24 protein-coding genes and 1 pseudogene are annotated in these 25,289 nt (G+C 30.5%); 14 read left to right on the forward strand and 11 right to left on the reverse strand.

Features of this window, described 5'->3' with window-relative positions:
• The first annotated feature begins 36 nt into the window (after nt 1-36).
• Nucleotides 37-1,029: a restriction endonuclease gene (locus tag JAZ75_RS21520; RefSeq protein ID WP_208698377.1), complete on the forward strand. Its 993-nt coding sequence runs from the start codon at nt 37-39 to the stop codon at nt 1,027-1,029.
• A 374-nt stretch (nt 1,030-1,403) separates the two neighbouring features.
• Here the strand turns inward: JAZ75_RS21520 and JAZ75_RS21525 are convergent, their stop codons facing one another.
• From JAZ75_RS21525 to JAZ75_RS21535, 3 genes are all read right to left on the reverse strand, one after another.
• Nucleotides 1,404-2,309, reverse strand: coding sequence for a DUF4435 domain-containing protein (locus JAZ75_RS21525; protein ID WP_208698379.1), 906 nt, complete (start codon nt 2,307-2,309; stop codon nt 1,404-1,406).
• Complete coding sequence (locus JAZ75_RS21530; protein ID WP_208698381.1) at nt 2,302-3,651, reverse strand: AAA family ATPase; 1,350 nt, start codon at nt 3,649-3,651, stop codon at nt 2,302-2,304. The genes JAZ75_RS21525 and JAZ75_RS21530 overlap by 8 nt, the downstream gene beginning before the upstream one ends.
• Nucleotides 3,652-3,796: 145 nt before the next feature.
• Entirely contained in the window at nt 3,797-4,204 is a 408-nt protein-coding gene (locus JAZ75_RS21535) for a hypothetical protein (RefSeq protein WP_208698383.1), read from the reverse strand.
• 153 nt (nt 4,205-4,357) lie between these two features.
• On the opposite strand from JAZ75_RS21535, the gene JAZ75_RS21540 reads away from it, so the two are divergent.
• The 6 genes and pseudogenes from JAZ75_RS21540 to JAZ75_RS21570 all read left to right on the forward strand — a co-directional run bounded on the left by JAZ75_RS21540 (nt 4,358) and on the right by JAZ75_RS21570 (nt 9,375).
• Nucleotides 4,358-6,946, forward strand: a complete 2,589-nt coding sequence (locus tag JAZ75_RS21540) for a P-loop NTPase fold protein (protein ID WP_208698385.1) — start codon at nt 4,358-4,360, stop codon at nt 6,944-6,946.
• Between the two features lie 42 nt (nt 6,947-6,988).
• On the forward strand, nt 6,989-7,456 hold the full coding sequence (locus tag JAZ75_RS21545) for a hypothetical protein (RefSeq protein ID WP_208698387.1): 468 nt from the start codon (nt 6,989-6,991) through the stop codon (nt 7,454-7,456).
• Nucleotides 7,457-7,510: 54 nt separating this feature from the next.
• Nucleotides 7,511-7,777 (forward strand): annotated as a pseudogene (locus JAZ75_RS26050) (transposase).
• Between the two features lie 469 nt (nt 7,778-8,246).
• Entirely contained in the window at nt 8,247-8,453 is a 207-nt protein-coding gene (locus JAZ75_RS21560; protein WP_208698421.1) for a hypothetical protein, read from the forward strand.
• On the forward strand, nt 8,425-8,718 hold the full coding sequence (locus JAZ75_RS21565; protein ID WP_208698423.1) for a hypothetical protein: 294 nt from the start codon (nt 8,425-8,427) through the stop codon (nt 8,716-8,718). The genes JAZ75_RS21560 and JAZ75_RS21565 overlap by 29 nt, the downstream gene beginning before the upstream one ends.
• A gap of 3 nt (nt 8,719-8,721) precedes the next feature.
• Nucleotides 8,722-9,375, forward strand: coding sequence for a TetR/AcrR family transcriptional regulator (locus JAZ75_RS21570; RefSeq protein WP_208698425.1), 654 nt, complete (start codon nt 8,722-8,724; stop codon nt 9,373-9,375).
• 170 nt (nt 9,376-9,545) lie between these two features.
• Here JAZ75_RS21570 and JAZ75_RS21575 read toward each other — a convergent pair whose 3' ends face one another.
• From JAZ75_RS21575 to JAZ75_RS21590, 4 genes are all read right to left on the reverse strand, one after another.
• The gene (locus JAZ75_RS21575; protein ID WP_208698427.1) at nt 9,546-12,368 is read right to left on the reverse strand and encodes a hypothetical protein; all 2,823 of its coding nucleotides are present in this window, start codon (nt 12,366-12,368) and stop codon (nt 9,546-9,548) included.
• Nucleotides 12,368-13,543, reverse strand: a complete 1,176-nt coding sequence (locus JAZ75_RS21580) for a 6-bladed beta-propeller (RefSeq protein WP_208698429.1) — start codon at nt 13,541-13,543, stop codon at nt 12,368-12,370. The genes JAZ75_RS21575 and JAZ75_RS21580 overlap by 1 nt, the downstream gene beginning before the upstream one ends.
• 512 nt (nt 13,544-14,055) lie before the next feature.
• Nucleotides 14,056-15,018, reverse strand: a complete 963-nt coding sequence (locus JAZ75_RS21585; RefSeq protein ID WP_208698431.1) for an Rpn family recombination-promoting nuclease/putative transposase — start codon at nt 15,016-15,018, stop codon at nt 14,056-14,058.
• A gap of 199 nt (nt 15,019-15,217) precedes the next feature.
• Nucleotides 15,218-15,667, reverse strand: a complete 450-nt coding sequence (locus tag JAZ75_RS21590) for a nuclear transport factor 2 family protein (RefSeq protein WP_208698433.1) — start codon at nt 15,665-15,667, stop codon at nt 15,218-15,220.
• A 309-nt stretch (nt 15,668-15,976) separates the two neighbouring features.
• On the opposite strand from JAZ75_RS21590, the gene JAZ75_RS21595 reads away from it, so the two are divergent.
• Entirely contained in the window at nt 15,977-16,696 is a 720-nt protein-coding gene (locus JAZ75_RS21595; RefSeq protein ID WP_208698435.1) for a hypothetical protein, read from the forward strand.
• 212 nt (nt 16,697-16,908) lie between these two features.
• Here the strand turns inward: JAZ75_RS21595 and JAZ75_RS21600 are convergent, their stop codons facing one another.
• The 4 genes from JAZ75_RS21600 to JAZ75_RS21615 form a co-directional block, all read right to left on the reverse strand.
• Complete coding sequence (locus JAZ75_RS21600; RefSeq protein ID WP_208698437.1) at nt 16,909-17,274, reverse strand: hypothetical protein; 366 nt, start codon at nt 17,272-17,274, stop codon at nt 16,909-16,911.
• A 56-nt stretch (nt 17,275-17,330) separates the two neighbouring features.
• Nucleotides 17,331-17,873 (reverse strand): hypothetical protein, encoded by a 543-nt coding sequence (locus tag JAZ75_RS21605; protein ID WP_208698440.1) that lies wholly within the window; start codon nt 17,871-17,873, stop codon nt 17,331-17,333.
• Nucleotides 17,874-18,045: 172 nt separating this feature from the next.
• Nucleotides 18,046-18,609 carry a hypothetical protein gene (locus JAZ75_RS21610; protein ID WP_208698442.1) on the reverse strand — a complete coding sequence of 188 codons (564 nt, stop codon included), beginning with the start codon at nt 18,607-18,609 and terminating at the stop codon, nt 18,046-18,048.
• A gap of 119 nt (nt 18,610-18,728) precedes the next feature.
• Complete coding sequence (locus JAZ75_RS21615) at nt 18,729-19,178, reverse strand: nuclear transport factor 2 family protein (protein WP_208698443.1); 450 nt, start codon at nt 19,176-19,178, stop codon at nt 18,729-18,731.
• Nucleotides 19,179-19,487: 309 nt separating this feature from the next.
• On the opposite strand from JAZ75_RS21615, the gene JAZ75_RS21620 reads away from it, so the two are divergent.
• The 6 genes from JAZ75_RS21620 to JAZ75_RS21645 all read left to right on the forward strand — a co-directional run bounded on the left by JAZ75_RS21620 (nt 19,488) and on the right by JAZ75_RS21645 (nt 24,637).
• On the forward strand, nt 19,488-20,243 hold the full coding sequence (locus JAZ75_RS21620) for a hypothetical protein (protein WP_208698445.1): 756 nt from the start codon (nt 19,488-19,490) through the stop codon (nt 20,241-20,243).
• 775 nt (nt 20,244-21,018) lie between these two features.
• Nucleotides 21,019-21,339, forward strand: coding sequence for a hypothetical protein (locus tag JAZ75_RS21625; RefSeq protein WP_208698447.1), 321 nt, complete (start codon nt 21,019-21,021; stop codon nt 21,337-21,339).
• Between the two features lie 54 nt (nt 21,340-21,393).
• Nucleotides 21,394-21,888, forward strand: coding sequence for a hypothetical protein (locus JAZ75_RS21630; protein WP_208698449.1), 495 nt, complete (start codon nt 21,394-21,396; stop codon nt 21,886-21,888).
• 1 nt (nt 21,889) lies between these two features.
• The gene (locus tag JAZ75_RS21635) at nt 21,890-22,504 is read left to right on the forward strand and encodes a hypothetical protein (RefSeq protein WP_208698451.1); all 615 of its coding nucleotides are present in this window, start codon (nt 21,890-21,892) and stop codon (nt 22,502-22,504) included.
• Between the two features lie 193 nt (nt 22,505-22,697).
• Nucleotides 22,698-23,552 carry a hypothetical protein gene (locus JAZ75_RS21640; protein WP_208698453.1) on the forward strand — a complete coding sequence of 285 codons (855 nt, stop codon included), beginning with the start codon at nt 22,698-22,700 and terminating at the stop codon, nt 23,550-23,552.
• Between the two features lie 158 nt (nt 23,553-23,710).
• Nucleotides 23,711-24,637 carry a hypothetical protein gene (locus JAZ75_RS21645; RefSeq protein ID WP_208698455.1) on the forward strand — a complete coding sequence of 309 codons (927 nt, stop codon included), beginning with the start codon at nt 23,711-23,713 and terminating at the stop codon, nt 24,635-24,637.
• Nucleotides 24,638-25,289: the final 652 nt, after the last annotated feature.

Here is a 25,289-nt window from a genome sequence, read left to right on the forward strand (position 1 = left end):
AATATTTGATATTATAAATCTAAAAAAGAAACTTACATGACATTTACAGAATCCGATATTAAATTTGAAAAAATTAATTGGAAGCAATTCGAAGAACTATGCTATGATATCTTGCATAAATACCAATTCCATTCCTTAAGCTGGAGGCAGGGTGGTGGTGATAAAGGCAGAGATATAGAAGCATTATTCACGGTTATTAATCCTATAATTACATCTTATACGGAAAAATGGTTTATCGAATGTAAACATTATTCGAAAGGTATACCCATAGAACAAATATCTGGAAAACTAGATTGGGCGGTCGCAGAAAAAGTTCAACATTTTGTTTTAATGACAAATTCTTATCCTTCCATAGCGACTGCAGAATATATTGAGAAACGCCAAAGAGAACTCAATTTTAAAGTACATATTATTGATGGAAAATTGCTTAAACAAAAATTATTAGTTTTCCCAGACCTAGTTGTAAAGTATTTTGCAGATGATGCAGTTGTGCTTATTCAAGGGATGTTGAGGCAATGGCTTTCCCATGACATACTGCCGGATATCGTTGCACTTTACAAAATATCTAAATTAATTGATGCCCGAGCTCTTAATATTGAAGAACTTACTTTTCTTTTTTTTGCTTTCGAATCCTGTGATTATGAAGATGCTATAACCTTTGGAGATTTAGATATAGAAGAATTTTCTTTTGACTTTCTCATACCTACAATTGTAGCACATACAAACAGTAAATTTCCAATAAAAAAACCTAAAGATTTAAACTTTGATTCCAGAATTTACTTTCTTGGAGGAGGAACAAGCACCGTAACCACTCAAGAAACGGATCATCTTACTTGGCATTATTTAAATTTAATTGAAAATAATCGAATGATAGATATAATTATGGTACGAAAAAATAAGCAAATAAATGTTCTTATATCTACTGGTACAATTATTTCTTTCAAACGGTATAAATATTCGGCACCTAAATTCAACTTTTCAATCAAAAATCTTCAAAAAGATAATGATATAGAAAATAACATGATTTAATATTGAATCGAAAATTATTAAGTAAGATTTTGGCAGAACTAGTCAAGCTCAGAAAGATCGATAAAATATTAATTAAACAAAGGTTTATTCACTTTAAAAACAGTCATTCATAGGAATGAATTACATGATGATAAAATATGTATCAATGAAATGGACAATGAGAATGACAATACACAGTTGGGTCTTAAGCCTATCACAACAACATATTAAATTTTGTGATAGGCTCAAACTTGATAGAGGTTTTTAGTTCTTGTTAATTATCCATTAACACAGTTTGAATTACACTCTCTTAAATTTTCTTTAAAAATTTTAAACAAAAAAACATATCTACTTTTCTTCGAATTACAGCTAAATCAAGCTATAAAACTTTTATCTCATGCACAGACTTTAATAAAATCTTTCAAGCACTTTGGCGTATAAGCATATTGAGATAATTCTGACAATACATTTTTTCTAGAATAAACCAATGATACATTAGCTATTGTATTAAAGGGTGATGTTCTTCTTTTTACAGATGAAATTAATAATTCAATCATAATATGTAAAAAATCAACCTCAAACTTTCCCCTAAATTTCTCATAAGGTTTCGATTCTAGTATTACTTTAGCTTGTTCTATTTCCACATCCGGAACTGATTTTGATTTTGGGAAAATCTTTTCTAAATATAACCTATCATATTTAATGAAATTTAATTCCTCTAAAGTTATTGATTCAAAAACTGAGGTTAATTTAAAATCAGATAAGTTAAGCTTAATAGATTTATCTTGTCTCTGACAGTATATCCAAGCATTTAAGTATGATATTCCTGTATGGAAATCTTGAAATCTTCTCGTGAAAATCTCTAAGATATATTTAAAAATATCTAATTCAGCATCTACTTTAAACTCATTTTCTATAATTTTTTCAATTGTGCAACTAGTAATATAGAAATTCTCAATTGAATAATATGGAGTTTCATATAGGTTTGTGTAACCAATTAACGGTTTGTCAAAATCTCTATCTACAAAGTATAAGATATTAGCTTTGTTAAGCTTGCTGATTTTAGCAATGAGGTTATATACTTTTAAAACATTTTCTTTCCCTTTACATTTTACAGGTCTGATTTTATCATATTCTCTTAATGCGAGGTTCTCAATCCTAATTCCGTAATACTTGAAATCTTCACCTTCGAAACAACATAGTAAAGAATCAGGATAATCTTTTGACATTCTCAAAATTTGAAGATAAACACTTGAAGAACTTTCTCTTTCAGCTCTTAGGGTATCAATTCTACTAACCATAAAATTCTACGATTTCATTCATATCTTCAGCTATACTATCCAAATCATTCTGAAATATAAATGGAGAATGAGTTACTGATATCAACATTTCAACTCGATCCGATGCTAATATATCCGGAAGTAACTCTTTTTGCCATTCAAGGGATAATGAAAGTTCGGGTTCATCAAATAACACAATTAAATTGTTGCTTGACTCTAAATATATTCTAGAGAAAATAGAAATTATTTGCTTCTCTCCAGAGGAAAGATCTTTGAGGTTGATGACTCGTGCTTTATTATCTATAACGTTAACAGTCAATTTACTTTCATTATAAACGACACTTTTATTTCTCAAATATTTAGAACAAATTGCACTAAAGTCCTTCAAAACATTATTTAAATGATCTTGACCATAATATAATTTTATTAATTCAGAAATAAAATTTAACAAATATTTATATTTTTCTTCATTTTTAAATATCTCTCTTGATTCAACTAAATTCAAAATATCTAATTTTGTCGGAACGGTAATATTTTCTCCAATTCTCTCCATAACAATATTCAAGATTTCACTTGTAATTATTACACTCGAATTATTTATACTTAAGTGATTAGAAGCATATTGATTTAGAAGTTCTCCTGCTAGCGAAGAAAAGCCAATTAATGTGGCATTTTTAATTTCATTAAGAATATTAGATATTGCCAATTCTACATCTTCCATCCCAAATTGTATTAATCTATTATTACCATGATGAGATAGATCAGATTTTATTCCTAGGTTCTTTAAATCTTCCTCAATTCGTCTGTAAGTTGGGAAGTATATAATATTCAATTCTTGCTGGTTTAATAAATTAAACTCATGATATTTCCTCAAACTAATATCATACATGATGGACAAAGCTTTCCTAATCCGCATTGAAGGAACACTAATCGAATCATTAATGATATGAGTATACTTTTCATAGGTATTCCTTATTTCACTCCTATCATTACTATTTAGAGAATTTATTAAATCAAGTTTTTGATCATCTGACAATATTTCATTAATAGCATCGATTACAAGAGTAACACGAGGATCTAAAAATTCCTCCTGTCCAAACACCCCTAATTCAGACTTTTTAAAACTAAACTGTCTTCCAGAAAGATAATGAATTTGAACTTCTTTAAATTTTATTCTTGCAAGCTTGCTAAATTGATTACTTAATGTGTAATAGATAATATTAAGAATTGTTGTTTTTCCTAAACCATTCTCACCTACAAAAATTTTGTACGGATTCGATAAATCCATATAAATATTTCTTGAATCAAATAATCCAAGAATATCAAATTTTACAATTCTGTCATTGTTTTGAGTATTCCGCATATTAAAACTGGGTTATAAGGCATTCCGTTTCGGAATTACCGCCATTAAGATACGCCAAACCAAGCAATAAATAAAAACGGTTTCCCGTATTTATTTATTTAGCTTCGCTATTTGTCATATTTAATGGTTTATTAATCAATTTACTTCATAAAAGTTCCTTTGTCTTTCGACTAGGTATACATACTTGGTCGAAATCACGATTCACATAATAATTTATATCCTTTTTAAGTTCTCCTTTGGAAACTCCCATTTTAAAAATAAAAAGTAATTCCTCAAGAAAATCTTGTTGTACATAGATTGCCTGTAAAAAACTAATATTAAAGGTAAACATCTCTGTATAATTTCGAGCTTTGGGAGGAGTACTATCAAATACAATCTCTAACGTATCTGTAAAGTAGCCCATAAGATCCCCGAAATAATTTGTTTTTAAATCATCTCCTGAATTAAGTTTACTGAAGCAGAATTTGTATTTAAACAGGTAGGAATTCCAAGTACTATAAATCTTGTTTAAAATAGCATCAATTTCTTCTTTTTGCGATTGTAATGGTTCCATTAAAATAAAGTTAACAATTCGATTGCTGATGATATTTTTGTATTTTCGAGAAAAATAGTTTAACCGATTAATCTGTTAAAGTATTTTCTTATTCGCAGCCATAATAACTCTATAAAGAGAATATAAATTTATAACTCCGTATACCAATCATAAATGAAAGATAACGATAACAAAGAAGAAAATAATCAATATATAAAAATATTAACTTACTTAGTTACGATTAGTATATTGGTCATATTTCGTTATGCCATATACGATGTATTAAACACATTACTAGTCAAGCCAATATTTAGTAGAGTCACATCGGATCTATTTACAAGTTTTTGCATAGTCATTGTGCTCATTTTAATTACTATTCATTTTTGGAAAAACAAGGACCATCGTGGTATTATCAAGTATGCACTATGTTTTCTAATAATTTATTCTATAATTCGATTTGATGATTACTGGTCTTTTACATCTACCACCTACCCTACTTTAAAGTATATCGAACTATTTGCCTTCACATCATTAATACAATTGATACGACATAGCTATTTGAAAAGTATCGAAAAACTGAGATCAAATAATAACACTACTGATGGATTTATCGAAGATAACGTCATCATTGATGCAGCAGGTGATTCCTACGAACGTAATCAAGTTGCTGAACAAATAGCGAAACAAATAATGCTAACTGCAAATACTAAAGCATTTGCAGTTGGAATTACCGGTTGCTACGGTTCTGGAAAATCTTCTTTTGTTAATTTAATATGTAATAGTCTAAAAAAGAATAAAGTAGAAGATCATATCGGACCGTCCACTTCCATCAATAAAAATAATGATGAATTTAAACCCCTCATTGTATTCTTTAATCCTTGGGATGCGAATACAGCGGTAGACATTCACAAATATTTCTTTGATGAATTAAGTATCAATTTGGCGAAAGAAAACAAGACTTTATCATCATCACTATACAATTATTATAGAAGATTGAATAATAAAGATACAATGTTCGGAAACCTACTGAACAACCTACGAGATGCAACATTATTTTTTGAAAGGGACTTGAATGACGAAAAAAAGAGAATCAATGAAATGATGGTTTCTTTTCCCCGTAAAATCATTGTAGTAATTGACGACTTAGATCGTTTACATAATGAGGAAGTGCTGGAAGTACTAAGATTGATAAGAAACACAGCAAATTTTGGCAATGTAACATACATAGTGGCCTATGACAGACAGTATGTAGAGTCGGCGATCCAAACCATCAACCTTAATACATCAGTTAATTATCTAGATAAGATATTTCAATTGGAAATAGCTTTGCCAAAAACTGAAAATCACTTAGTTACTGACGCTTTGGTAGAAAACTTAAAATCAATAATCAAAGAAGATGATCTCAAATATTTAAAAGATAATTTTATACCCCTTAACTTTGAAAGTGGGTATGAGGAGTCAATTTCACCTCTATTTAATACTCATAGAGATATCATACGTTTTGTAAACAGTTTTAAACTGACTTACTCCCTTATTTCCAATGAGGTAGATTTTGCACAATTGCTTTACTCACAACTCCTGAAATTTAAATTTCCTATTGCATATGATCTCTTGTATGAAAAACGAAGTGAAATACTGTTATCCTCAAATGATACTTTTTCATACAAACGAGACTATGAATTGGTTAAATCTGAAAAAAGTGATAACAAAGCATATCTATTAATTGACATTTTAGATAACAAGTATAATATAGCAGACAAAAAACTGATAAAAAGTTTACTGCACTACCTTTTCGACTTAAATTTAACTGTTGATTCGAAAGATAAAATAAAGTCAATCAAAAACCCTGCGATGTTTGATCTGTTTTTCACTAACCGTATTTCATCAATAGCGATATCAGAACACGCTTTCCGTGAGCATATGCTTATTAATACTAAAAATGCTGAAGCCTATGTTATTGATCAAATAAACAGGGGGCTATGTAAACCATTATGCTCTAGAATCTTGAAAATGGAAATCATTGATTTTAAAAGCAAAGAGATATATGAAACAATCACCAATTTACTCTTTCGGTTCATTGCACCAGAACTTATAAAAAAAGACGGTTTAAATGCTTTTAATTTTAAAAAGTATACCTGGACACATTTTAATAAAAATCAACAAATAGTTGCAAACGTATACGAGGACAATTATGAAGATCACACAAAACATTTAAAACATTTATTTACGCAGCATATTTCATCTTATATATTTCTTGCTGAGTTAGCCCGAAACATTTTACTTGAATTTGAAAATTGCATTTTTATTAAAGAAAGCGTACTTTATGAAGTACAATTTGATTGCCTAGTTGAAGGATTACAGAGAAGCCCCAAAATAATTCCACCTGAAGTTGTTTGGATGTTTTGGGGTATAAGATCTTATAATGTAAAGATCAACGAGAAAGCAGAAGAATTAAATGATGATCAATCATGGCAAATACATCAAGAAGCTATTAAGATTTTTAAACATAACACCAACGAAAAAGATTTAAGACATTTTCTGAGATCACTCATTATCAGAAACATGCATAGCGACGACGAATATGGTTTGAGCGAAAAACTTATCTATGATGTATTCGGAGATAAAGACCTATTTACGTTTCATGTAGCAAATAGCATCACAGATGACGAAATTAAAAATGAATTTTTGCACTTTGTTAAAAAATATATTAATAATGGTAAGCCTTATGTGAAGTATAGTTTTAAATATTTCAATCTATCTTAAGTGGTTTAAGATTAAAAATTAATTTATAACGATTTCATAAAAATGAATATAGACAATCTCTTTACCAAAAAAACGACCATAGATATATCTGTTGTTAAACTCAACAATCAAAAAATAAACAAAACAATATTTAATCAAATCGTAATACGTTCACCATTTGATCGCGCTTACTCACTGTCTAAAAATGTACAATTCCTAGGTTATGTCAATGATAAAATTTCAATGTTATTGTGGACCAATGGTGAAAATATTTACAGATGTAGATTAAAAGATCTGAGAGAATTTGCTTCTTTTGATCTTGAAAATAAAACTATTGAAAAATTTGAAGAATATTACTCCACGCTTAATCTTAATTATTACCAAAATCGCGACGACCATGGTGCTGAGCATGAGTATTCAGATAAAATATGGCATATTTTAACCGGTGATGAAATTGCTGAAATCAGGAGCAAACAGGAGTTTGTTAAAGAAATCCTCAGTGCACTTAATGGCTGGCAGATTTTTCTGTAAGGTAGACTTACCTGTTTTTCAGACAAATTAAAAATGTTAAATTAGTTTTATACTATGAAGAAGAGCAAGTTTTCAGAACATCAAATCATCAATATTCTCAAGGAATATGAATCAGGAAAATCTACCAAGGATATTTGTAGAGAGCATGGAATTTCAGCTCCTACTTTCTAACAATGGAAGCAAAAATACGGAGGTATGGATGCTCAGCATCTTAAAGAGCTAAAGGCTCTTCAAGAAGAAAACTCCCGTTTAAAACGAATGTTTGCAGACTTAAGCCTAGATCATCGTATTTTAAAAGATATAATAGAAAACAAAACGTAGTGACTCATGAATTCCTTTGAAAAATCATTATAAATGAATAAAAAGCTTTAAGGCTCTATGAACGTAAAGAGCTGGTCGATGGTGCAATAGATGAGCAGGGAATCAGTATTCATAGAGCCTGTAAGATTGTTAGCATGAGTCGCAGTATGTACTACTATACGCATAAAAAGGATGATCAATCTGTTTTATCAAAACTTTAAACAACTATCTATTAATCGACAAAAAATAGCAACTACATAAACACATTAAAAATAAAACATTTATAATTATTTTATAAAATTATAAAGTGAGTCAAGATTGATTAAGAATCATTCTAATTTATAAACTACACATTGGTGTTTTTTTATTAAAATTTTATTAAGATAAAAAAATTTATACTAAATTTACACTTTTAACCTAAGATTTACTCAATATCCACAACATTATAAACAAATTATTTTTCACACTACTAAATCTAATTTAAACAAAAATGATAGAATTTGAAAATGCAACATTCAAAGATTTTGAAAATATTTCCAAACTCAATATTGATGAAAGTTCAAAAATTTTTGAAAAATACTTGAGTTACAAAAAGTATGATGATCATCAAAGCTATAGAATCATTTCAAAAAGTGGATGTTCTTCTAAGATGATTTTAGAAAGTAAATATGGCCAAGAATTTATTAGTTTCAAATGATTATTTAGGCTTTAGCCAACACCCCCTTATTAAAGAGGCAGCTATTACTGGTCTAATGAAATATGGAACTGGTGCAAGCGTATCACCTGTAATTGGAACATTACGTGCAACTACTGATTTATTCAAAAGAGGTCTTTACACAAATCCAATATGCTACCCTGCTGTATCTAAAAAAGACTCAAGAATTAGAACTAGTTTGTCTGCAAGTCATTCCATTGATGATTTAGATATAGTATTATACAAATTACCTAAAACTATTGGTTAATTTATGAGAAAAATAACTGACGGAGAGATTCGAAACAAAGAAAGAACCAAAGACAAATTAATTGAAGCGGTTGGTGAATTAATTATCAAAGAAGGCTACACTAGTTTAGGCGTGAATAAGGTAGCAAAACTAGCTAAAGTTGATAAACAACTTATATATAGATATTTTGGAAGTTTAGACGAATTAATTAATGCATACTTTAGAAGAAAAGATTTTTGGATCAATCTAAACAATGTAATATCTGAAGATATAAAAAGTGATACACAAGATCATGGTCAAACAATAGCAAAAGATTTCTTAGTGAATTTATTTAACCATTTAGATATTTTAAAAGAAACGCAAAAAATCATTCTCTGGGAAATATCTGAGAAATCATTTGCGACTGAACAATTATCATTAGAACGCGAAATGTTAAGAAGCAACTTATTTCAAATTACGGATCCTAAATTTGAGAATAGCGAAATTGATCTGAGAGCATGTTATGCAATTCTATGTGGAGGAATTTATTACTTAACCTTATATGCAAATGCGACAGGGGGAACATTTTGTGAAATTAACATCATGGAACAAGCTGGTCGTGAGCGAATAAATAAGGCAATTGCATGTATGATTGATCTTCTATTCGCAACTGCGGAGCCCAATAAAACGTGCGTATAATCCATATTGTAGAATTTGCCACCTATAGAGTTGTTCAAAACCTTTAGAAAAATGGATACTGTATGGATTAGGTTTTTGGAGCGCACTTCCAAGACGAACGAATCACTGGAAGTGCAGCTTCAAAATTTTTATACATCTAATTAATCCGTAGTATTATTCGATCTCCCCTATTATAATCTAGTTCCCTTCCCAAACTTGCGCGGAAAGTAAGACAGCGTCAGCAGATAATAATTGGTTAAGATATTACGAGTACCTGTGGTGAACTCAGTCAAACCATTGATAAAGTAAATACCCTTATTTTGTTTAAGCAGATCATTAGCTGATAATTTAACTTCAAGGTTATTACCCTTCAACATACGGTATCCTATATCAAAATTCCAAATCCAAGCATCATTACTAAAGCTACCAGATTTATTGACCAAGCTAGTTACATTACTATTAAAAGACCAGCGAGTAGCTAAAACATAAGCCACGTTATAGGTTGATCTCCAAGTCAAGGAGCTGTAACTATTATTGGAATTAGTATTCAATTTATCTTTACGCTGATACCTATTACCCCCATTTACCCAACCAATCTGAAATGCATTATTGAACGTATAGTAAAGGTTAAGATTCAATTCCTGACTATTCGACTTCATATTTTGCAACTGTTGATCAGTATATTGATAACGATCTGCCCAGGTAATATTGCCATCCAACTTTACATTAAAGGTCTGATTTTTCTTTATTAAAAACGGTTTAACAACTTTGAAATCTCCTGAAAACGCATCAACACTCTTATCTATCTGTCCGATATAAGCCTTTAGTTGATCTTTAGTATAAACAATACTGTCGATCTGTGCATTTCGATAATTACGATAAGTAATTCCTCCATATACATTAAAACCATATTGCTTTAATTGCTCAAAGCTTCCATTTAGATTGAATAGATGTATCCCTGTTTTTTTTAGAAGATGAGTAGATCCAAAAAATCGGTATGCAGGATTGATATCGTCATAAATGGGACGAAGGCTATTTACTAGCGGATAATCTTCATTGTAATTATACTGAAAATTTAACGTTTTAATATAAAAACTTGTTTTGGTATAACTATAATTTAATTTCAAGTCTGGCATGAAAGTATGATAATTCAGAGTCAAATTTCGATAATCTAAGGTGGACGTAGTTTTCTCCTGATAGCTACGCAACCCAACTTTCGACTTTAATAGAAAATAAGAATTGTTACGACCGTAAAGTCGCTTATTCCATAAATACTTCTGAAAACTAACTCTTGGTTCAAACTGAATGCGATTATTGTTGGATATATGTGTCAAATCTGAATTTAAAACAGCAACACCAGAAACTTCGTCATAGATGTTATTATTGTTACCCTGACCATATGTATATAAATTTACTCCGAGTTCAAATCCACTACGGTTATCTTTGGCAGATAAATCTACTAAAGCATCTTTTCGCTTTGTATTTTCGGCATATGTCCTGTTAATAATCTTACTTTGAGCATTATCTAAAAAATTGATGTAATTATTTTCTTTCCGAGCATTAGCATCATTTTGACCTATATTTCCTTTAATATCCAACTGATAGTACACCCGTTCCCAAAAAGTTTCTTTCTCATTAATGTCTCCTAGTGCATTTCGATTATTCTTATTCAAAAGAATAATCAATGCACTAAAATTTATATCATCCGCATTGAGCAAACTTGTATTCTTGATATCATTTTCAAGTTGATTATTTGAATAATTATATTTGGAAAAGGAATGCACGTTATTATCTTCTTTTGATTTATGAAAACTTAAATTGCTTTGCAAGTTGATTGGCCTATCCCAAATTGTACCTACTGTACTATTATACAACACATTTGCACGATAATCATTTAGATTAGTGTTGTTTTCAGAGCTAGTATTTCTACTATTTTTTTCCGTATCATCACTGTTTAGTAATACTGTATTTGACTCATTCTTAATATTAGTTACATTATTTTTAACGAGTACATCAGTGGTAATAAAGTTCTTTAAATTGACTTGATTAGTGCCTGCAAAATCATATTGGAACCGCCCTCCTAATACATTCTGTTTAAGTATTCCTTCTCGCATAAAGTCGGAATTAAAATCTGAATTAACACCAACACCTTTAAAGGTTGAATTTTTAAGCAATTGATCAATATCTCTCAGATCCTTATTAACATTATTGCTTGAAAATGCTAAGGTAGATTGTGATTTCGGGGTCATCCGATTAAAGTTCAGTTGCGCATGATATCGATTCTCTGTTCCTACTCCCGCACTTACATTTCCGAAATACAGCTGGTCTTGCCCATCATTTAATACAAGATTCATTTCATACCTTTGATTATCGGGATTTTCCTTCTTTAATTCTCTAGATCGACTATCATACACCTGAACAGTTTTAACTGCGGTTTTAGTTATATTCTGCAGAGCAATTCCCATATCTGCGCCAAAGAATGGTTTTCCGTTTACCAAAACTTGAGGTATTTCTTTACCGTTATATGTTACCGTGCCATCACCCCAGACGACTAACCCAGGTAATTTTCGAAGAAGATCCTGCACCACTGCATTCGAATCCAACTTAAATGAACCTGCATTGAACTCAAGTGTATCTCCTTTCATACGCACAGGAGCTATTATTTGCACCTCATCTAACTTATTTTCTAAGAAAGACATATTGATATAGCCAAGATCCTTGAACTCGTCTTTCTTCAACAGTAATAACTTACCAGTTACTTCATAACCGACAAAGGAAAACTCCAACCTTAATGGCTTCTCAGCAGGTGCAGACTCTATAACAAACTTTCCAAATTTATCGGTAATTGCAACTTTTTCAACGAAAGTTTTTCCCTCTTCAAAAAGAGATACAGAAACAGCTTTTAATATGTTATGATTCGTCGAATCAATTAATATACCTTGTATTTTAGTTTGTGAGATGACATTATGAATACTAATAAATATAAATACAAAACAAATTATCCATTTAATCATTATAAATTTAATTGAAATTTAACAATAACTGGATTATTAGACTTTTGTAAGTCCAAATAGGTCTTTCGAATAGTATGTTTTTCTGTCGCTGATTTGTTTATTGCCGAACGAATATCTTGAGGGTAGATAATTGAGTATAAATATTCACCATCAGTAGTCAAATAACTAGGACCCAGAAAATCGAGATAATCATTAGACTTATCAGCAATAATATTACTTAAATTGTATATGCTTTTATTCTCCAAATCTAAAGCTAACCAGTTAGGTCCCGTACCTAGAATTATGCTAAAAATTAAATAGTTTTTAAATCGAACTACCCTCCCTATCTCTATAATCTTTGAAGACTGGTCTGTCAAATAATTAATCAAATCATTCACATTTTTAAATTTCAATTTGTCTTCTTCTGCTAAAGTATTATTCATTGGAAAAACAAAATCATAAATATTCTTTACACCTTTGCTATCAAGCTCGTAAATTTGATTTTTCTGTGCAATACTCAGGTAGGCAAGGTCTTCATTTACTTTTGTAAATCCATCTGACATCGTATAATATGTCATATTCGTATCTAATGGATTGAATTTAATTAAAATAGAATCATTTAATGAGAGAACATTATTGTCCTTTCGTCCATTCCAGTAAAAGATGCTAGTATAGGAAAACTTGCTATTAGCATTTAAATTTAATTCTTTTGGAGGAATTCCTCCTTGAAAATTATTCTTTATAGTGTCAACATAATCACCATTCTTTGTAAATAAATACTGAGACACGGTATTCATACCAGTTAATTTTAAATTACCTCCATCTTTGTCAATCTTATAAAACAAACCGTTATCTCTGGTTTTCAATACATCTTGGATTTTACTTACTTTCTTTATCAATTTCCCATTATTATCATAGATATAAAGTAATCCTCCACTACTAGGAGACCCAACTATGGCAATTCTATCTTCAACAATCTTAAAGTCTACTATGTAATCAATCAAATCTTCCTTTCCGGCTTGTAATGGAAGATACTCCAGATTTTTTATACTTTCAACAATTGTCCCTCCTTGCGATTGTTCCAATACTACCCGAACCTTTTGGGTTGGATAATTAGAAGAATAAATGAGTCGTTGTGCTTTAACAAGGATCGTTGATGTCAATATCATTAAAAATATTAAAGTAATTTTTTTCACTATTTAAAGAAGTTATGTTAATATAATTAGTATCTTTCAAATTAAGCACTATAAAATAGAAAAACTGGTGACATAATATTTTATACAGCTTTTGTAAACCAAATTAGGTGGACTTACTCAAGACTTACCATTAAAGCATATTTTTATATTTATTCACTGTTTGAAAAATGGTAAGTCTTCAAAAACAGGGAAGGCTTCACTATCCTTTATTAAAAATAGCGATTTCTTTCTTTACATACTCCTAAAAAATATATTATTACTGGGTGAAATTTAAAGAAGAAACTTCCAATATCTTTTGTTTACCAAGTTTCTTATAAATTATCTAAAAAAATTTTGGACACCTTCTCTTCTTTTTATGACTAAAAGAAAGGTTTGTCCTAAAAAGCAGATATTATTAGAATATCAAAAAGCAGAAAGCTACCTTTCATTCATAGAAGAATGAATGATTTGGAATTGCACAAAAAAAACCGCTTAGTCATCCCAAACGGTTCTATATATTTTAGAACACTGTTCTACTTCAGTTTTTCGATCTCTTCAATGGAAAGTCCGGTACCCTTAGCAATTTGCTCTACAGGTAAACCCATCTCTTTAAACCTCAAAGCTGTCTCCATAGCTTTTTTGTGCTCGCCTTCAGCAACACCTTCAGCTTTAGCTGTTATTGAAACTCTTTTAGCTTCTTTTTCTGCTTTTTTAGCTTCTTTCAATTGCTTTTCTAGTCCCTGCAGTTTCCCTTCAAGTTGTTCTTGTTGTTCCTGTTGGTACATCCGCACAGCTTCAGCATCCCACTTACGTTTTAAACTAATATCATACATAGTCCGTTCCTCCTTTGTCAATTTTGCGTAGCTGGCCAACTGAAAGAAGCGTTGAAATACTACCGATTTCATAATCCTTGGCAGGGTCTTTAACGTAGACATATTCTTGAGCATAAAGAATACTTTGTCCAGTTCGTCTTCAACCTCAGCTTCGCTTTTAACAAAGTTAATAATTTCTAAATAGATAAACCCCAAACCCTCGTAGAAAATTTTTCCTGAATCTCTATTACACAGGCAGGTATCGTGAAAATAGGTTTTATGATCACCTCCCGGCATATGAAAACCATCCATCAGTACAATGGTATAAACCTCGGGAATGGCATACCCCCAGGCTTTACGGTTTCCTTTGGGTGCTGTGTCTGAAATGACCTTGCTGGCATAATACAGCATACGTTGCTTCAGGTTGATCTGTGTACTCGTCTGCATCTCGATGATGATCTCTTCTCCTGTACTGATCTGCACTACGAGATCAAAAATAACTTTACCGATCTCTTCAGTTGCTCCGATACGCTCTGTATCCCGATAAGTAAGATCTGTAATGGTCTTTCGACCTCGAAAGATGATGTTGAGAAAGTTGATCAGGTTGACTTTGTCTCCAAATAACCGCTTGAATCCTTCATCGGTGGTTGGATCAATAAATACGGGTTCTGCATGTGCTAACATAATTTTAGGATTTACTTAAATAATCAATTACATAAATCAAATATGATAAAAACTAAAAATATTAGCCGATTATTAAACGTTTGTAATCGTTTGTTGTCGTTTGTTGTCGGGTAGCACAAATTGGATCAACCTTTAGAGATACAGTAAAAAGAAAAGCCACATCTTACGATGCGGCTCTGACTAAACATATGAATTTAACTTACTTATACGTATTGATGGATTGCGATACTTTCCAGTTGCCTCCGTCATTGACCAAGGTAACTAAATCGGTCTTGGTAAACCCTTCAAATTGCTGGGTTACTTTTGCTACCATATAGTCTCTGGATTGCTCAACAATGGTAGTACTTGTTTTACAGTTCAACTGCTCTCCTTTTTGCTTTTTCAAGAATGAAATTACTTCTGAACGGCTGTTGATCTTAGCTTCTGCTGCCTGTACTTTTTGATTAAAATCTGATGTAAACAATTGCTCTACTCCTGCCGACTGTCCTTCGGTCATAACCGCAATGTAATGATCAATGGCTAGATCTGCTGTGGATAGATTGACCACCGCTTTTTTAGAGTTATCTCCTGTTGGTTTAGCTACTGCCATAGTGAATGTTGATACTGCGATCAAGGCTGCTGCTGCGAATGTTTTTGCTAAAGTGTTCATAATATCTTTATGTTATATTGTTAGTTTTTTGTTCTTAGTTATTGATTCAAAAGTAGGGTGTAAATCGTTCCTACGCTATGACAATTAGACTAAACCAACTAAAAACTCGGTGAATGGTGGAAATAGGTAGGTGAATCTTTCTAAACTTTTTTGATTGGAAAGGAATTGTGATTAAATGTAAACCAAAAGTTGAGTTTAGGAAATACTGCGGCGGATTGGCTAAACTTTTTTGTAAATTCGATTCATAAATACAAGTGTTATCGGTATGCAAAAAATCAGACGTTTTATTAAAATCTTAATGCTGAATAAATGAATATTTTACAGATTATAGCAAGAGGAATTATTAAAAAATCATTTAATCTTTCAGTTTGGACAATAGAACAATTTCACGATACCCAGGTATATGAGCAAAAGAAAAGGGAATTACTAAATCTACCTGAAGGTACTTTAGGTCAAGACATTGCTAAATGTTTAGAAGAAAACAAATTAAGATTAGTTCCAAACTATGAAAGTCACGATTTGAAACACGTATTGTTAGATTTCAAAATGACTCCAGTGGACGAAATTAGAATGCAGGCTTTTATGCTTGGAAACGGAAATTATTCAGTTCCAAGTATTATGATTTTTATTTTTGGTTTTATGCTGTTACCAGACTTATGGAAAACATTTTACTTTGATTTTAAAAACGGATCAAAATCGAAACCAATAAAAACCTGGACTATTGAAGATTATGCACATTGCCAAACTTTAACTTTAAGAGAATATGTAATGAATTATTCCAAATCTGAATCACAAAAAGAATTTGATATGAAAACTATACTAAAAATAAGTTCATATTTAGCAGTAATCCTGGGAACTTTTGGAATGATATTTTGTCTACCTTTTCTATTTTCAGCAAATATGTTCGATTTAGTTGGAGCAGGTTTCCCATTTGTTGGAGGAGCCATAATTGCAAGCGGGGGACTAATCTCATTATCAAACTTGACCAAATATCAAACGAAATTACAACAGAAATCGAGCATAAGATAGAATGCAACGTGAATGTTATCAGTCCAAAACCATAAATCTTCTACTGAGAATCCGTTCTATACTAGTAAATCTTACTATCGAGCAATATTCGGAAAAAGAAAGGGCTTTTAAATGAATACTTCGTACAGGTATTTGCAAGAAAATAAGACTTTTGTATATTTATGGTTAGACAAAATACGCCAAACCTGCTTAATTTGAAATTTTCGGTTTTCTTAGCTGATGAATTGCTTCCTGTAAAATAGTAGAAATAACAATATACTCAAGCCTATTTTAACGAGCATCCAAGTTGCCAAGTCTTGGTTGGTTGCATACCATCCTAAAGCAAACTCTAGGCTAAAAACACAAAATAAGATCAGTAGTCTATTCCGCTTACTTTGTCGAAAAGACAATCTTACAGGAAGAAATAATAACACTACTTCAAGTATTGGAAGAGAAAGCAACATAAATACCGCCAAGAAAAGCCCTTCAACGTTAACCCTTCCAAAATCCCATTTGGAATTACCTTCTAAAAAAAGATAGATATAAAAAATTACCCATTTCACCGCGATACATCCACCAAATTTCGCAAATGCTCCCATATTGTTATATTATGTTATTATGGTAATCTAATATAAAACTAAACTATCATCAATAGCTAGATTTTTTGTAATATGGGGTTCAACACATCATAATCTGACCAATCACCAAAACCTTTAAATTTCAGATTTTGACTCCACGAAACCATGGCTCTACATTCAAAACAGATTTTAGCGATTCCAATACACTTTTTGTCTTTATAAAAAACTAGGATATCACGAAACTCTTGTATGCATGAGGTATCGAGATAATGCTTTCGAACTTTTGAAAAAAATAAAGAATCTATAGGTCTATAAAGAGACTTATTGATTGAGCTATTTGAATATCCTATTTCTTTCAATCTAGGTAGCAAAGAAATATCAACCTGACTGTCTTGCAGTACAGACAGCAAAAGGTTATCTTTCTCGATTTTATTTTGCTTATCCTCCAATTCGCTTATCTTATAAAGATCAATTGCAATCGAATAATGCTCTAGTGAATCAAAATTTGAGAATACTAAAGGTGATCTTTCTCCGGTGTTAGATTCGCTATTATTTATACAGCTCTGTAGGTAAATAATATTAAATATAATGCAGGCTATTAAAAGAGATGCTATTTTCATATTTATCATTCTCATGTCTATAAACAATAATTGCTGTTATTCTAATTTTCAAAAACTAAAGCTCTTTTTATCGGAGAGATTCGTTTCTTTCAAAAGTCTTATCATAACATTTAAAATTAGTAATTCATCTCAGAATGATATACTTTTAAAATGTAATTTTTTGGGGAGGATGTCACCTCATATTGAGAATTCCTAATTCATCACTAAGATCTACCTTTTGCCTCCATTCTCCTTCTTCTTTGCATCTAACATTTAACAAATCGACCTCTTTTCTAGCCGCCTTTAAAATTATATATTCATATATGGGGAAATTACCTGCTTCCCATTTTTTCTTATATCCAACCAATCCAAAATCAGTCAGAGCTTCCTCTAATGACAAATAAATACAATCAAATAATTCCTCTGTTTTAATGTTTATATTGAGTAGCTCCTCTTTATACTCCGAATTAGAAGGTGATAATTCATAAATTTTGATATTGATGCAGGAATCAAGTGAATGCATGCTTATATTCCATTTATAATTCACAAAATCGTCCTGCCAAAGTACATCGGTAGAATACGGAAAATAGATACTATCATTTTCTTTTACTATTTCATATATGAAAAAAAACTTGTTAAGTAACTCCTGAAATTTATCTCCATAATTTGAACTATGACCTATTTTTAATCGCTTTGTATCTGATAAAAACTCAGCAACAATATACCCTAATGTTTCAATTTTAAATTTAACTTCCATTTTTATTTCTCTAAATATTTAAAATTAATCAACATTTAACGAGCTTTATATTTTTTTTAGATAAAAACAAACAAAGCCACATCTCACGACGTGGCTTTGACTAAACATATGAATTTAACTTACTTATACGTGTTGATGGATTGGGATACTTTCCAGTTGCCTCCATCATTGACCAAGGTGATTAAATCGGTCTTAGTAAAACCTTCAAATTGCTGGGTTACTTTTGCTACCATATAGTCACCTGATTGTTCAACAATGGTAGTACTGGTTTTACAGTTCAATTGCTCGCCTTTTTGTTTTTTCAGGAATGAGATTACTTCTGAACGGCTATTGGTCTTATCTTCTGATGCATGAACTTTCTGTTTAAAATCTGATGTAAACAATTGCTCTACTCCTGCCGACTGTCCTTCGGTCATAACTGCTACATAATGATCAATTGCTAGATCTGCTGTGGATAAGTTGACTACTGCTTTTTTAGGGTTTGCTACCTCTGGTTTGCCTGCTGCCATAGTGAATGTTGATACTGCGATCAAGGCTGCTGCTGCGAATGGTTTTGCTAAAGTGTTCATAATATCTTTATGTTATATTGTTAGTTGTTTGTTCTTAGTTATTGATTCAAAAGTAGGGTGTAAATCGTTCCTACGCTATGGCAATTAGACTAAACCAACTAAAAACTCGGTGAATGGTGGAAATAGGTAGGTGAATCTTTCTAAACTTTTTTGATTGGAAAGGAATTGTGATTAAATGTAAACCAAAAGTTGAGTTTAGGAAATACTGCGGCGGATTGGCTAAACTTTTTTGTAAATTCGATTCATAAATACAAGTGTTATCGGTATGCAAAAAATCAGACGTTTTATTAAAATCTTAATGCTGAATAAATGAATATTTTACAGATTATAGCAAGAGGAATTATTAAAAAATCATTTAATCTTTCAGTTTGGACAATAGAACAATTTCACGATACCCAGGTATATGAGCAAAAGAAAAGGGAATTACTAAATCTACCTGAAGGTACTTTAGGTCAAGACATTGCTAAATGTTTAGAAGAAAACAAATTAAGATTAGTTCCAAACTATGAAAGTCACGATTTGAAACACGTATTGTTAGATTTCAAAATGACTCCAGTGGACGAAATTAGAATGCAGGCTTTTATGCTTGGAAACGGAAATTATTCAGTTCCAAGTATTATGATTTTTATTTTTGGTTTTATGCTGTTACCAGACTTATGGAAAACATTTTACTTTGATTTTAAAAACGGATCAAAATCGAAACCGATAAAAACCTGGACTATTGAAGATTATGCACATTGCCAAACTTTAACTTTAAGAGAATATGTAATGAATTATTCCAAATCTGAATCACAAAAAGAATTTGATATGAAAACTATACTAAAAATAAGTTCATATTTAGCAGTAATCCTGGGAACTTTTGGAATGATATTTTGTCTACCTTTTCTATTTTCAGCAAATATGCTCGATTTAGTTGGAGCAGGTTTCCCATTTGTTGGAGGAGCCATAATTGCAAGCGGGGGACTAATCTCATTATCTAACTTGACCAAATATCAAACGAAATTACAATTAGAAATCGAGCAGAAGATAGAATGCAACTTGAATGTTATCAGTACAAAACCATAAATCTTCTACTGAGAATCCATTCTATACTAGTAAATCTTACGATCGAACAATATTCGGAAAAGAAAGAGCTTTTAAATGAATACTTCGTACAAGTATTTGCAAGAAAATAAGACATTTGTAAATTTATAGCTAGGCGAAATGTGGCGCAACGGTTAACTATTTCTCGTTCCTCCTGTGACCTACTCTAAAACAACACTAATTATTTCAAAACAAACCTAACTAAATATAGTAATACATTTGAAATCAGATAAACTACTATTAATGTTTTGACGTATCTAAATTTGTACTTGGCTTGCTCCATAACGATTTAACAACTAAAAAAAGTTAGAAGCTCATTAAACGTTCTCTCTCGGTAATTATTCAGCCTCTATTCGAGACTGCTTCGCCCCTTATTCGGAACGCCTATACTGTTTCTGTAGAGGCAAGGTAGACAAACAGTATAAAAACAGTAGAGGCTCAGTAGAAATTTTCCGAAGCCTTCCCGAACAGCGTACGAATAGGTACCTAAGCTGAATACTATAATATCCATTGCATTCCTGAAAAGATTTGCTTGAAGCAAGAAAAGAAAGCCTTATATTATTTATATCTTTAAGGGGAAGGTTATAACCAATTTAAAGAAATGGAAAATTTAGAGGACAAAGTTTAATATGCGTGCTGTGGCTCTAATCTTTTGGATGAGCGTTTTCTTTGCTACATAATGGGTGGACAACCGGCAGGTGCAAAATAGATATATAATGGATGTCTTGTTAAAACATTATCCTTTGATAATTAAGACATGTATATAAACTATGAGCTTTATTTTGCTAGGGCTTCTAAGAATTGGGATAATGGTGGTGTTGCTTTTATCAGAATGACTTTTAGTCCTACTGTATCAACAACGGGAAGGAACTATCTGATAACAAAAGGTCAATTGATTGATATAGCTAAACAGGGAACGAACACGGTATCTAGTCTTGAATTGGATTTTAATAAGGCTATACAGGATGGTTCTTATATATTTAAAGAAAATTCTTGGTATGGTAATCTGTTATACATAGGACAACAGAACGATTATCCAATATTCACCTTAACAAATGAAAGTGATAGTATGAACTAAGTATGGGGATCAAACGCAAAAAAAATATCATAAATTTTAAAACTTCATTCTATCATGAAAGACTTTATAAAAACACTTTTTTTATTTTTTATAATTTTTGGAATTTCAATTCTAAATAGCCATGCGCAATCTGTATTTAAAAATAATACACAAAATAAAAAGATAGACGAAATCTTTGATATCTATCGAAATATTGATAGTATCTACATCCAATATCAAGATAATACCCCTTTTACTTTATTCATATATGAACCTTTAGAGGGAAAAAGTTTAGATCAATATAGAAGAAAAGAAACTATTTACCAATTATTTTTTGAAGGAGATCAATTGTGGCTAGAACAAAAATACAATCTTTTATACCAATTTATTTTTCAAGATCATTTAGCTATATCATCCTATGCGGAAGGAACAATGAATACTGTACAGGCTTTTAATAATCTTATAGATGGATTTAAAACTGGTGTTAATGCAGGGACAACATATAATAATTTTAATACTACCCATATAATGTCTAATAACGATATAATTATAGACGACCTATTAAAATAGCATGAAAAAAACAATTAAATTATTTGTAATATTTATTCTATCTAGTAATATACTAGTTGCACAAACTTCTTTTGAGCACACAACCAATTATTACAGGCATAGTAAGTTAGTAGATTTAATAACAGAAGTTTATTATTCGAAAGTACCTTCTAACAGAGATCAAACTACCTCACCTAATGAATTACGGGATAACTCCCCCTTTCTATATAAGAGTACCGATTCAATATCAGGATCTTACAAAGATAAACAGAATCCAAATATATATGCAAAAGGATGGCTAATTTTAACATTTGATAAAAGTGATTCGCTCATTCAAATTAAAATTGGTGAAATTTCTGCTTTAAGTAAAAATGAATCTTCAAAGACTATAAGTGTTCTTGACGACATTGTATTTGTAGATAATGATAAAATTGGTTTCACATGGAATGAAATTGATAAAATGAAAACAGGAATACACCCTACCACTAAAAAATTACTTCGATTTGTAGTTGAATCAACTAAGAATAGAAAATTTAAAAAACCAAAATCATTTCCAGAAAAAGATTTCACAGATGAAAATGTAACTGTTACTCCTTTTACAGTAAATAAAGATACTTTTTTTCAGAATTTTTATTAGTAGAAAGGCAAAATTGTACTCAACATCAAGTGGTTAAAAACAACAAACACGTCCAAATATGGAGTAAAACTGACGATGCTGGAATGGAACATTTTAACAGTATGGAAGATTTCCTTAATTCTGGGGGGAATAGAACGACATATGGGTATCAAACACAAAAAAAATACTATAAATTTTAAAACTTCATTCTATCATGAAAGACTTTATAAAAACACTTTTTTTATTTTTTATAATTTTTGGAACTTCAATTCTAAACAGCCATGCGCAATCTGTATTTAAAAATAATAAAAAGATCTCTGAAATATATGATACCTATCAAAATATTGATTCAATATATATTGAATACATAAATAATACTCCAACGTTTTTATTTTTATATGAACCTTTAGAGGGAAAATCTTCAAATCCAGATCTTAAAAGAAAATCAACTATTTATAGTTTAGATTTTGAAGGGGATAAATTATGCTTAGAACTCCAATACAATCTTTTATACCGATTTATTTTTCAAGATCAATTAGGATCAGAGATTCAAAAATCCAATGAGAAAAAAAATTTTAATTTAGTGATTACATCGAAAAAATCAGTTGTTCAAGATATTTTCCAGTCTGGACCAGGAGCTAGCGCTATTTTAAACCCTGAAAATAAACAAGATTTCATAACCCTTCTAAATACAAATTATAAAGATTGTACTGATGTCATTACAGATTCGGTATTAATTATTCAGGCTGTGATCAATAGAATTGGAGGTATTCAAAACAGTGAAATAATTTATGGGAAATCAGAGCCTCTGTATCAGTATTTGATGAAAACATATCACTATTTTGAGGCCAGTCAACCTGTTCAAGAAAAGATTCGCAAAAATTTTCCAAACAGAAATGTAAAATGGCTTTTTAAACCTAGAGTTAGTAATACGCAAAGGACAAGTTTGATTGATATATATCTTCGCCTCAATCCAGATAAAACTTTCACATTTTCGGCAGAAGGAAGTTACAGACGTTTAAAAATTAAAGATTATCAGGAGGATCCTAATGATCCAATATTTTATTAAAAAGATGCTATTTCAACAAAAAGATTTTAAATATTTTAGGCGATACAGCGTATGATGGCTATTTAACAGAATATGAAAGAATATTAAATGGCACCTATAACTATGTTGCTGTTGTACATGTAAAAATTATAGCACCCATATCCACATCACTTTTGCGGATGATAGAAATAACGATTTTAGAAATACTAAAAAGAAATATTACAAAATATAATTTATTAAAAGCTATGAAAAAAATGACAGATCGTTCAACTCTAATAGTTTTACTTTTATTAACAATCCTCTCAACAAATGTTTTTGGGCAGAATCAAATTAAATTTAAAAAGGAGGGTATCAATGAAAATATTAAAACTCTTTTTAAAAATAACGAAGAGATAGATTCTATCATGATAGAATTTGAAAATAGTATACCACTTAGACTAGAAATATATAAACAGTCAGACTCTATAACAAAATATCAAACTGATAAACCAAAACCTTTTATAATTAAGCATGGCACTTTTTATAACTTAAATTTTGATGGTGATATGTTTTTTCTAAAAAAAGAGTTGAATTTATTATACCAAATTATCTCCAATAAAAACTTAATTAAAAAGATCTCAAACATAGGTAAAGAAAAGAACTTTAGAATAGTTATTACACATGATGCATTATACAAGAGAAAGTTCGTAGGAAACGATACATTTTTTGCAGTACTCAAACCCAAAAGAAAGAATGAGTTTATTGAATTATTAAATAACAATTATACAGACTCACTTAAATTCGGGGGTGACTCTATTGTAATTTTCCAAGCAATAGTATATAAAGGTGGTCATTTAGGAGAAACAGCCATATTACATGGGGAAAAAAAATTATTAGACTACTTTTTCTCTAACTATAAACCTTTTACTAAGAAAGCACATATGTTTCCTAGAGAGTCATTATTTCAACCTTTTTTAGCAGGCGGAAGACCATTAGTTAGCTTAATAGACGTTTACTTAAAAATAAACGCCGATAAAACTTTTATACTTTCAGCAACCGGAGAAGGAAGAGACTTAAAAATAAAAAATTATAAAGATGATGAGTCATACGGAAATTTATTTTTCTAAGATTTAGACTACAATAATATACGTAAAAAGTAAATGATTTAAAAGCTTTGAATACTTATCGAGAAAATTTAAAATATGAAAATAAGAAAGCATTTTTTCACTATACTATTACTAACCTTTTCATACTTTTCTTATGGTCAAGACAAAATAAGCTTTATTAAAGACGTTAAACTAAAAAAAGAGATCGATAATATATTTAACGCATACAGTTCATATGATTCAATTAATACTATCTTTTATAACAAATCGTTAACTTACGTTATATTATATCATAATTCGCAAGCATCGAAACTATTAAATGGTTACGACACAAAAAATAAAAAATATCGTTTAACATTTGAAGGAGATCAATATTTGTTAAAAAAAGAATAATTACAATAAAAGTATTATTCCAACTGGAGATTCTGTGCTGATTTTCCAAGACATTGTGACAGCCAGTGGTGATCTTGAAGGAAAAATGGAGCTATATTGTGGCAATAAAGATATGTTTTACGATTATTTTATGAAAACTATTGAGGACTTTATACCTTGGAGTTGCTAACTTAGTCGGCAGTGTAAGTTAAGAACAATAAATATCTTAATTTTGAAACGATGACTAAAATCCGTAAAAAATATGATCGCACCTTTAAAGAACGTGCAGTTGAGTTGAGTA

The sequence above is a fragment of the Sphingobacterium sp. UDSM-2020 genome (genome assembly GCF_016132525.1).
Taxonomy (GTDB): Bacteria; Bacteroidota; Bacteroidia; order Sphingobacteriales; family Sphingobacteriaceae; genus Sphingobacterium; species Sphingobacterium anhuiense.

What these genes read in the sequence shown, in the direction of transcription:
- JAZ75_RS21520 (WP_208698377.1), top strand. Translation starts at nt 37, where the DNA reads ATGACATTTACAGAATCCGATATTAAATTTGAAAAAATTAATTGGAAG.
- JAZ75_RS21525 (WP_208698379.1), bottom strand. Translation starts at nt 2,309, where the DNA reads ATGGTTAGTAGAATTGATACCCTAAGAGCTGAAAGAGAAAGTTCTTCA.
- JAZ75_RS21530 (WP_208698381.1), bottom strand. Translation starts at nt 3,651, where the DNA reads ATGCGGAATACTCAAAACAATGACAGAATTGTAAAATTTGATATTCTT.
- JAZ75_RS21535 (WP_208698383.1), bottom strand. Translation starts at nt 4,204, where the DNA reads ATGGAACCATTACAATCGCAAAAAGAAGAAATTGATGCTATTTTAAAC.
- JAZ75_RS21540 (WP_208698385.1), top strand. Translation starts at nt 4,358, where the DNA reads ATGAAAGATAACGATAACAAAGAAGAAAATAATCAATATATAAAAATA.
- JAZ75_RS21545 (WP_208698387.1), top strand. Translation starts at nt 6,989, where the DNA reads ATGAATATAGACAATCTCTTTACCAAAAAAACGACCATAGATATATCT.
- JAZ75_RS21560 (WP_208698421.1), top strand. Translation starts at nt 8,247, where the DNA reads ATGATAGAATTTGAAAATGCAACATTCAAAGATTTTGAAAATATTTCC.
- JAZ75_RS21565 (WP_208698423.1), top strand. Translation starts at nt 8,425, where the DNA reads ATGGCCAAGAATTTATTAGTTTCAAATGATTATTTAGGCTTTAGCCAA.
- JAZ75_RS21570 (WP_208698425.1), top strand. Translation starts at nt 8,722, where the DNA reads ATGAGAAAAATAACTGACGGAGAGATTCGAAACAAAGAAAGAACCAAA.
- JAZ75_RS21575 (WP_208698427.1), bottom strand. Translation starts at nt 12,368, where the DNA reads ATGATTAAATGGATAATTTGTTTTGTATTTATATTTATTAGTATTCAT.
- JAZ75_RS21585 (WP_208698431.1), bottom strand. Translation starts at nt 15,018, where the DNA reads ATGTTAGCACATGCAGAACCCGTATTTATTGATCCAACCACCGATGAA.
- JAZ75_RS21590 (WP_208698433.1), bottom strand. Translation starts at nt 15,667, where the DNA reads ATGAACACTTTAGCAAAAACATTCGCAGCAGCAGCCTTGATCGCAGTA.
- JAZ75_RS21595 (WP_208698435.1), top strand. Translation starts at nt 15,977, where the DNA reads ATGAATATTTTACAGATTATAGCAAGAGGAATTATTAAAAAATCATTT.
- JAZ75_RS21600 (WP_208698437.1), bottom strand. Translation starts at nt 17,274, where the DNA reads ATGGGAGCATTTGCGAAATTTGGTGGATGTATCGCGGTGAAATGGGTA.
- JAZ75_RS21605 (WP_208698440.1), bottom strand. Translation starts at nt 17,873, where the DNA reads ATGAAAATAGCATCTCTTTTAATAGCCTGCATTATATTTAATATTATT.
- JAZ75_RS21610 (WP_208698442.1), bottom strand. Translation starts at nt 18,609, where the DNA reads ATGGAAGTTAAATTTAAAATTGAAACATTAGGGTATATTGTTGCTGAG.
- JAZ75_RS21615 (WP_208698443.1), bottom strand. Translation starts at nt 19,178, where the DNA reads ATGAACACTTTAGCAAAACCATTCGCAGCAGCAGCCTTGATCGCAGTA.
- JAZ75_RS21620 (WP_208698445.1), top strand. Translation starts at nt 19,488, where the DNA reads ATGAATATTTTACAGATTATAGCAAGAGGAATTATTAAAAAATCATTT.
- JAZ75_RS21625 (WP_208698447.1), top strand. Translation starts at nt 21,019, where the DNA reads ATGTATATAAACTATGAGCTTTATTTTGCTAGGGCTTCTAAGAATTGG.
- JAZ75_RS21630 (WP_208698449.1), top strand. Translation starts at nt 21,394, where the DNA reads ATGAAAGACTTTATAAAAACACTTTTTTTATTTTTTATAATTTTTGGA.
- JAZ75_RS21635 (WP_208698451.1), top strand. Translation starts at nt 21,890, where the DNA reads ATGAAAAAAACAATTAAATTATTTGTAATATTTATTCTATCTAGTAAT.
- JAZ75_RS21640 (WP_208698453.1), top strand. Translation starts at nt 22,698, where the DNA reads ATGAAAGACTTTATAAAAACACTTTTTTTATTTTTTATAATTTTTGGA.
- JAZ75_RS21645 (WP_208698455.1), top strand. Translation starts at nt 23,711, where the DNA reads ATGATAGAAATAACGATTTTAGAAATACTAAAAAGAAATATTACAAAA.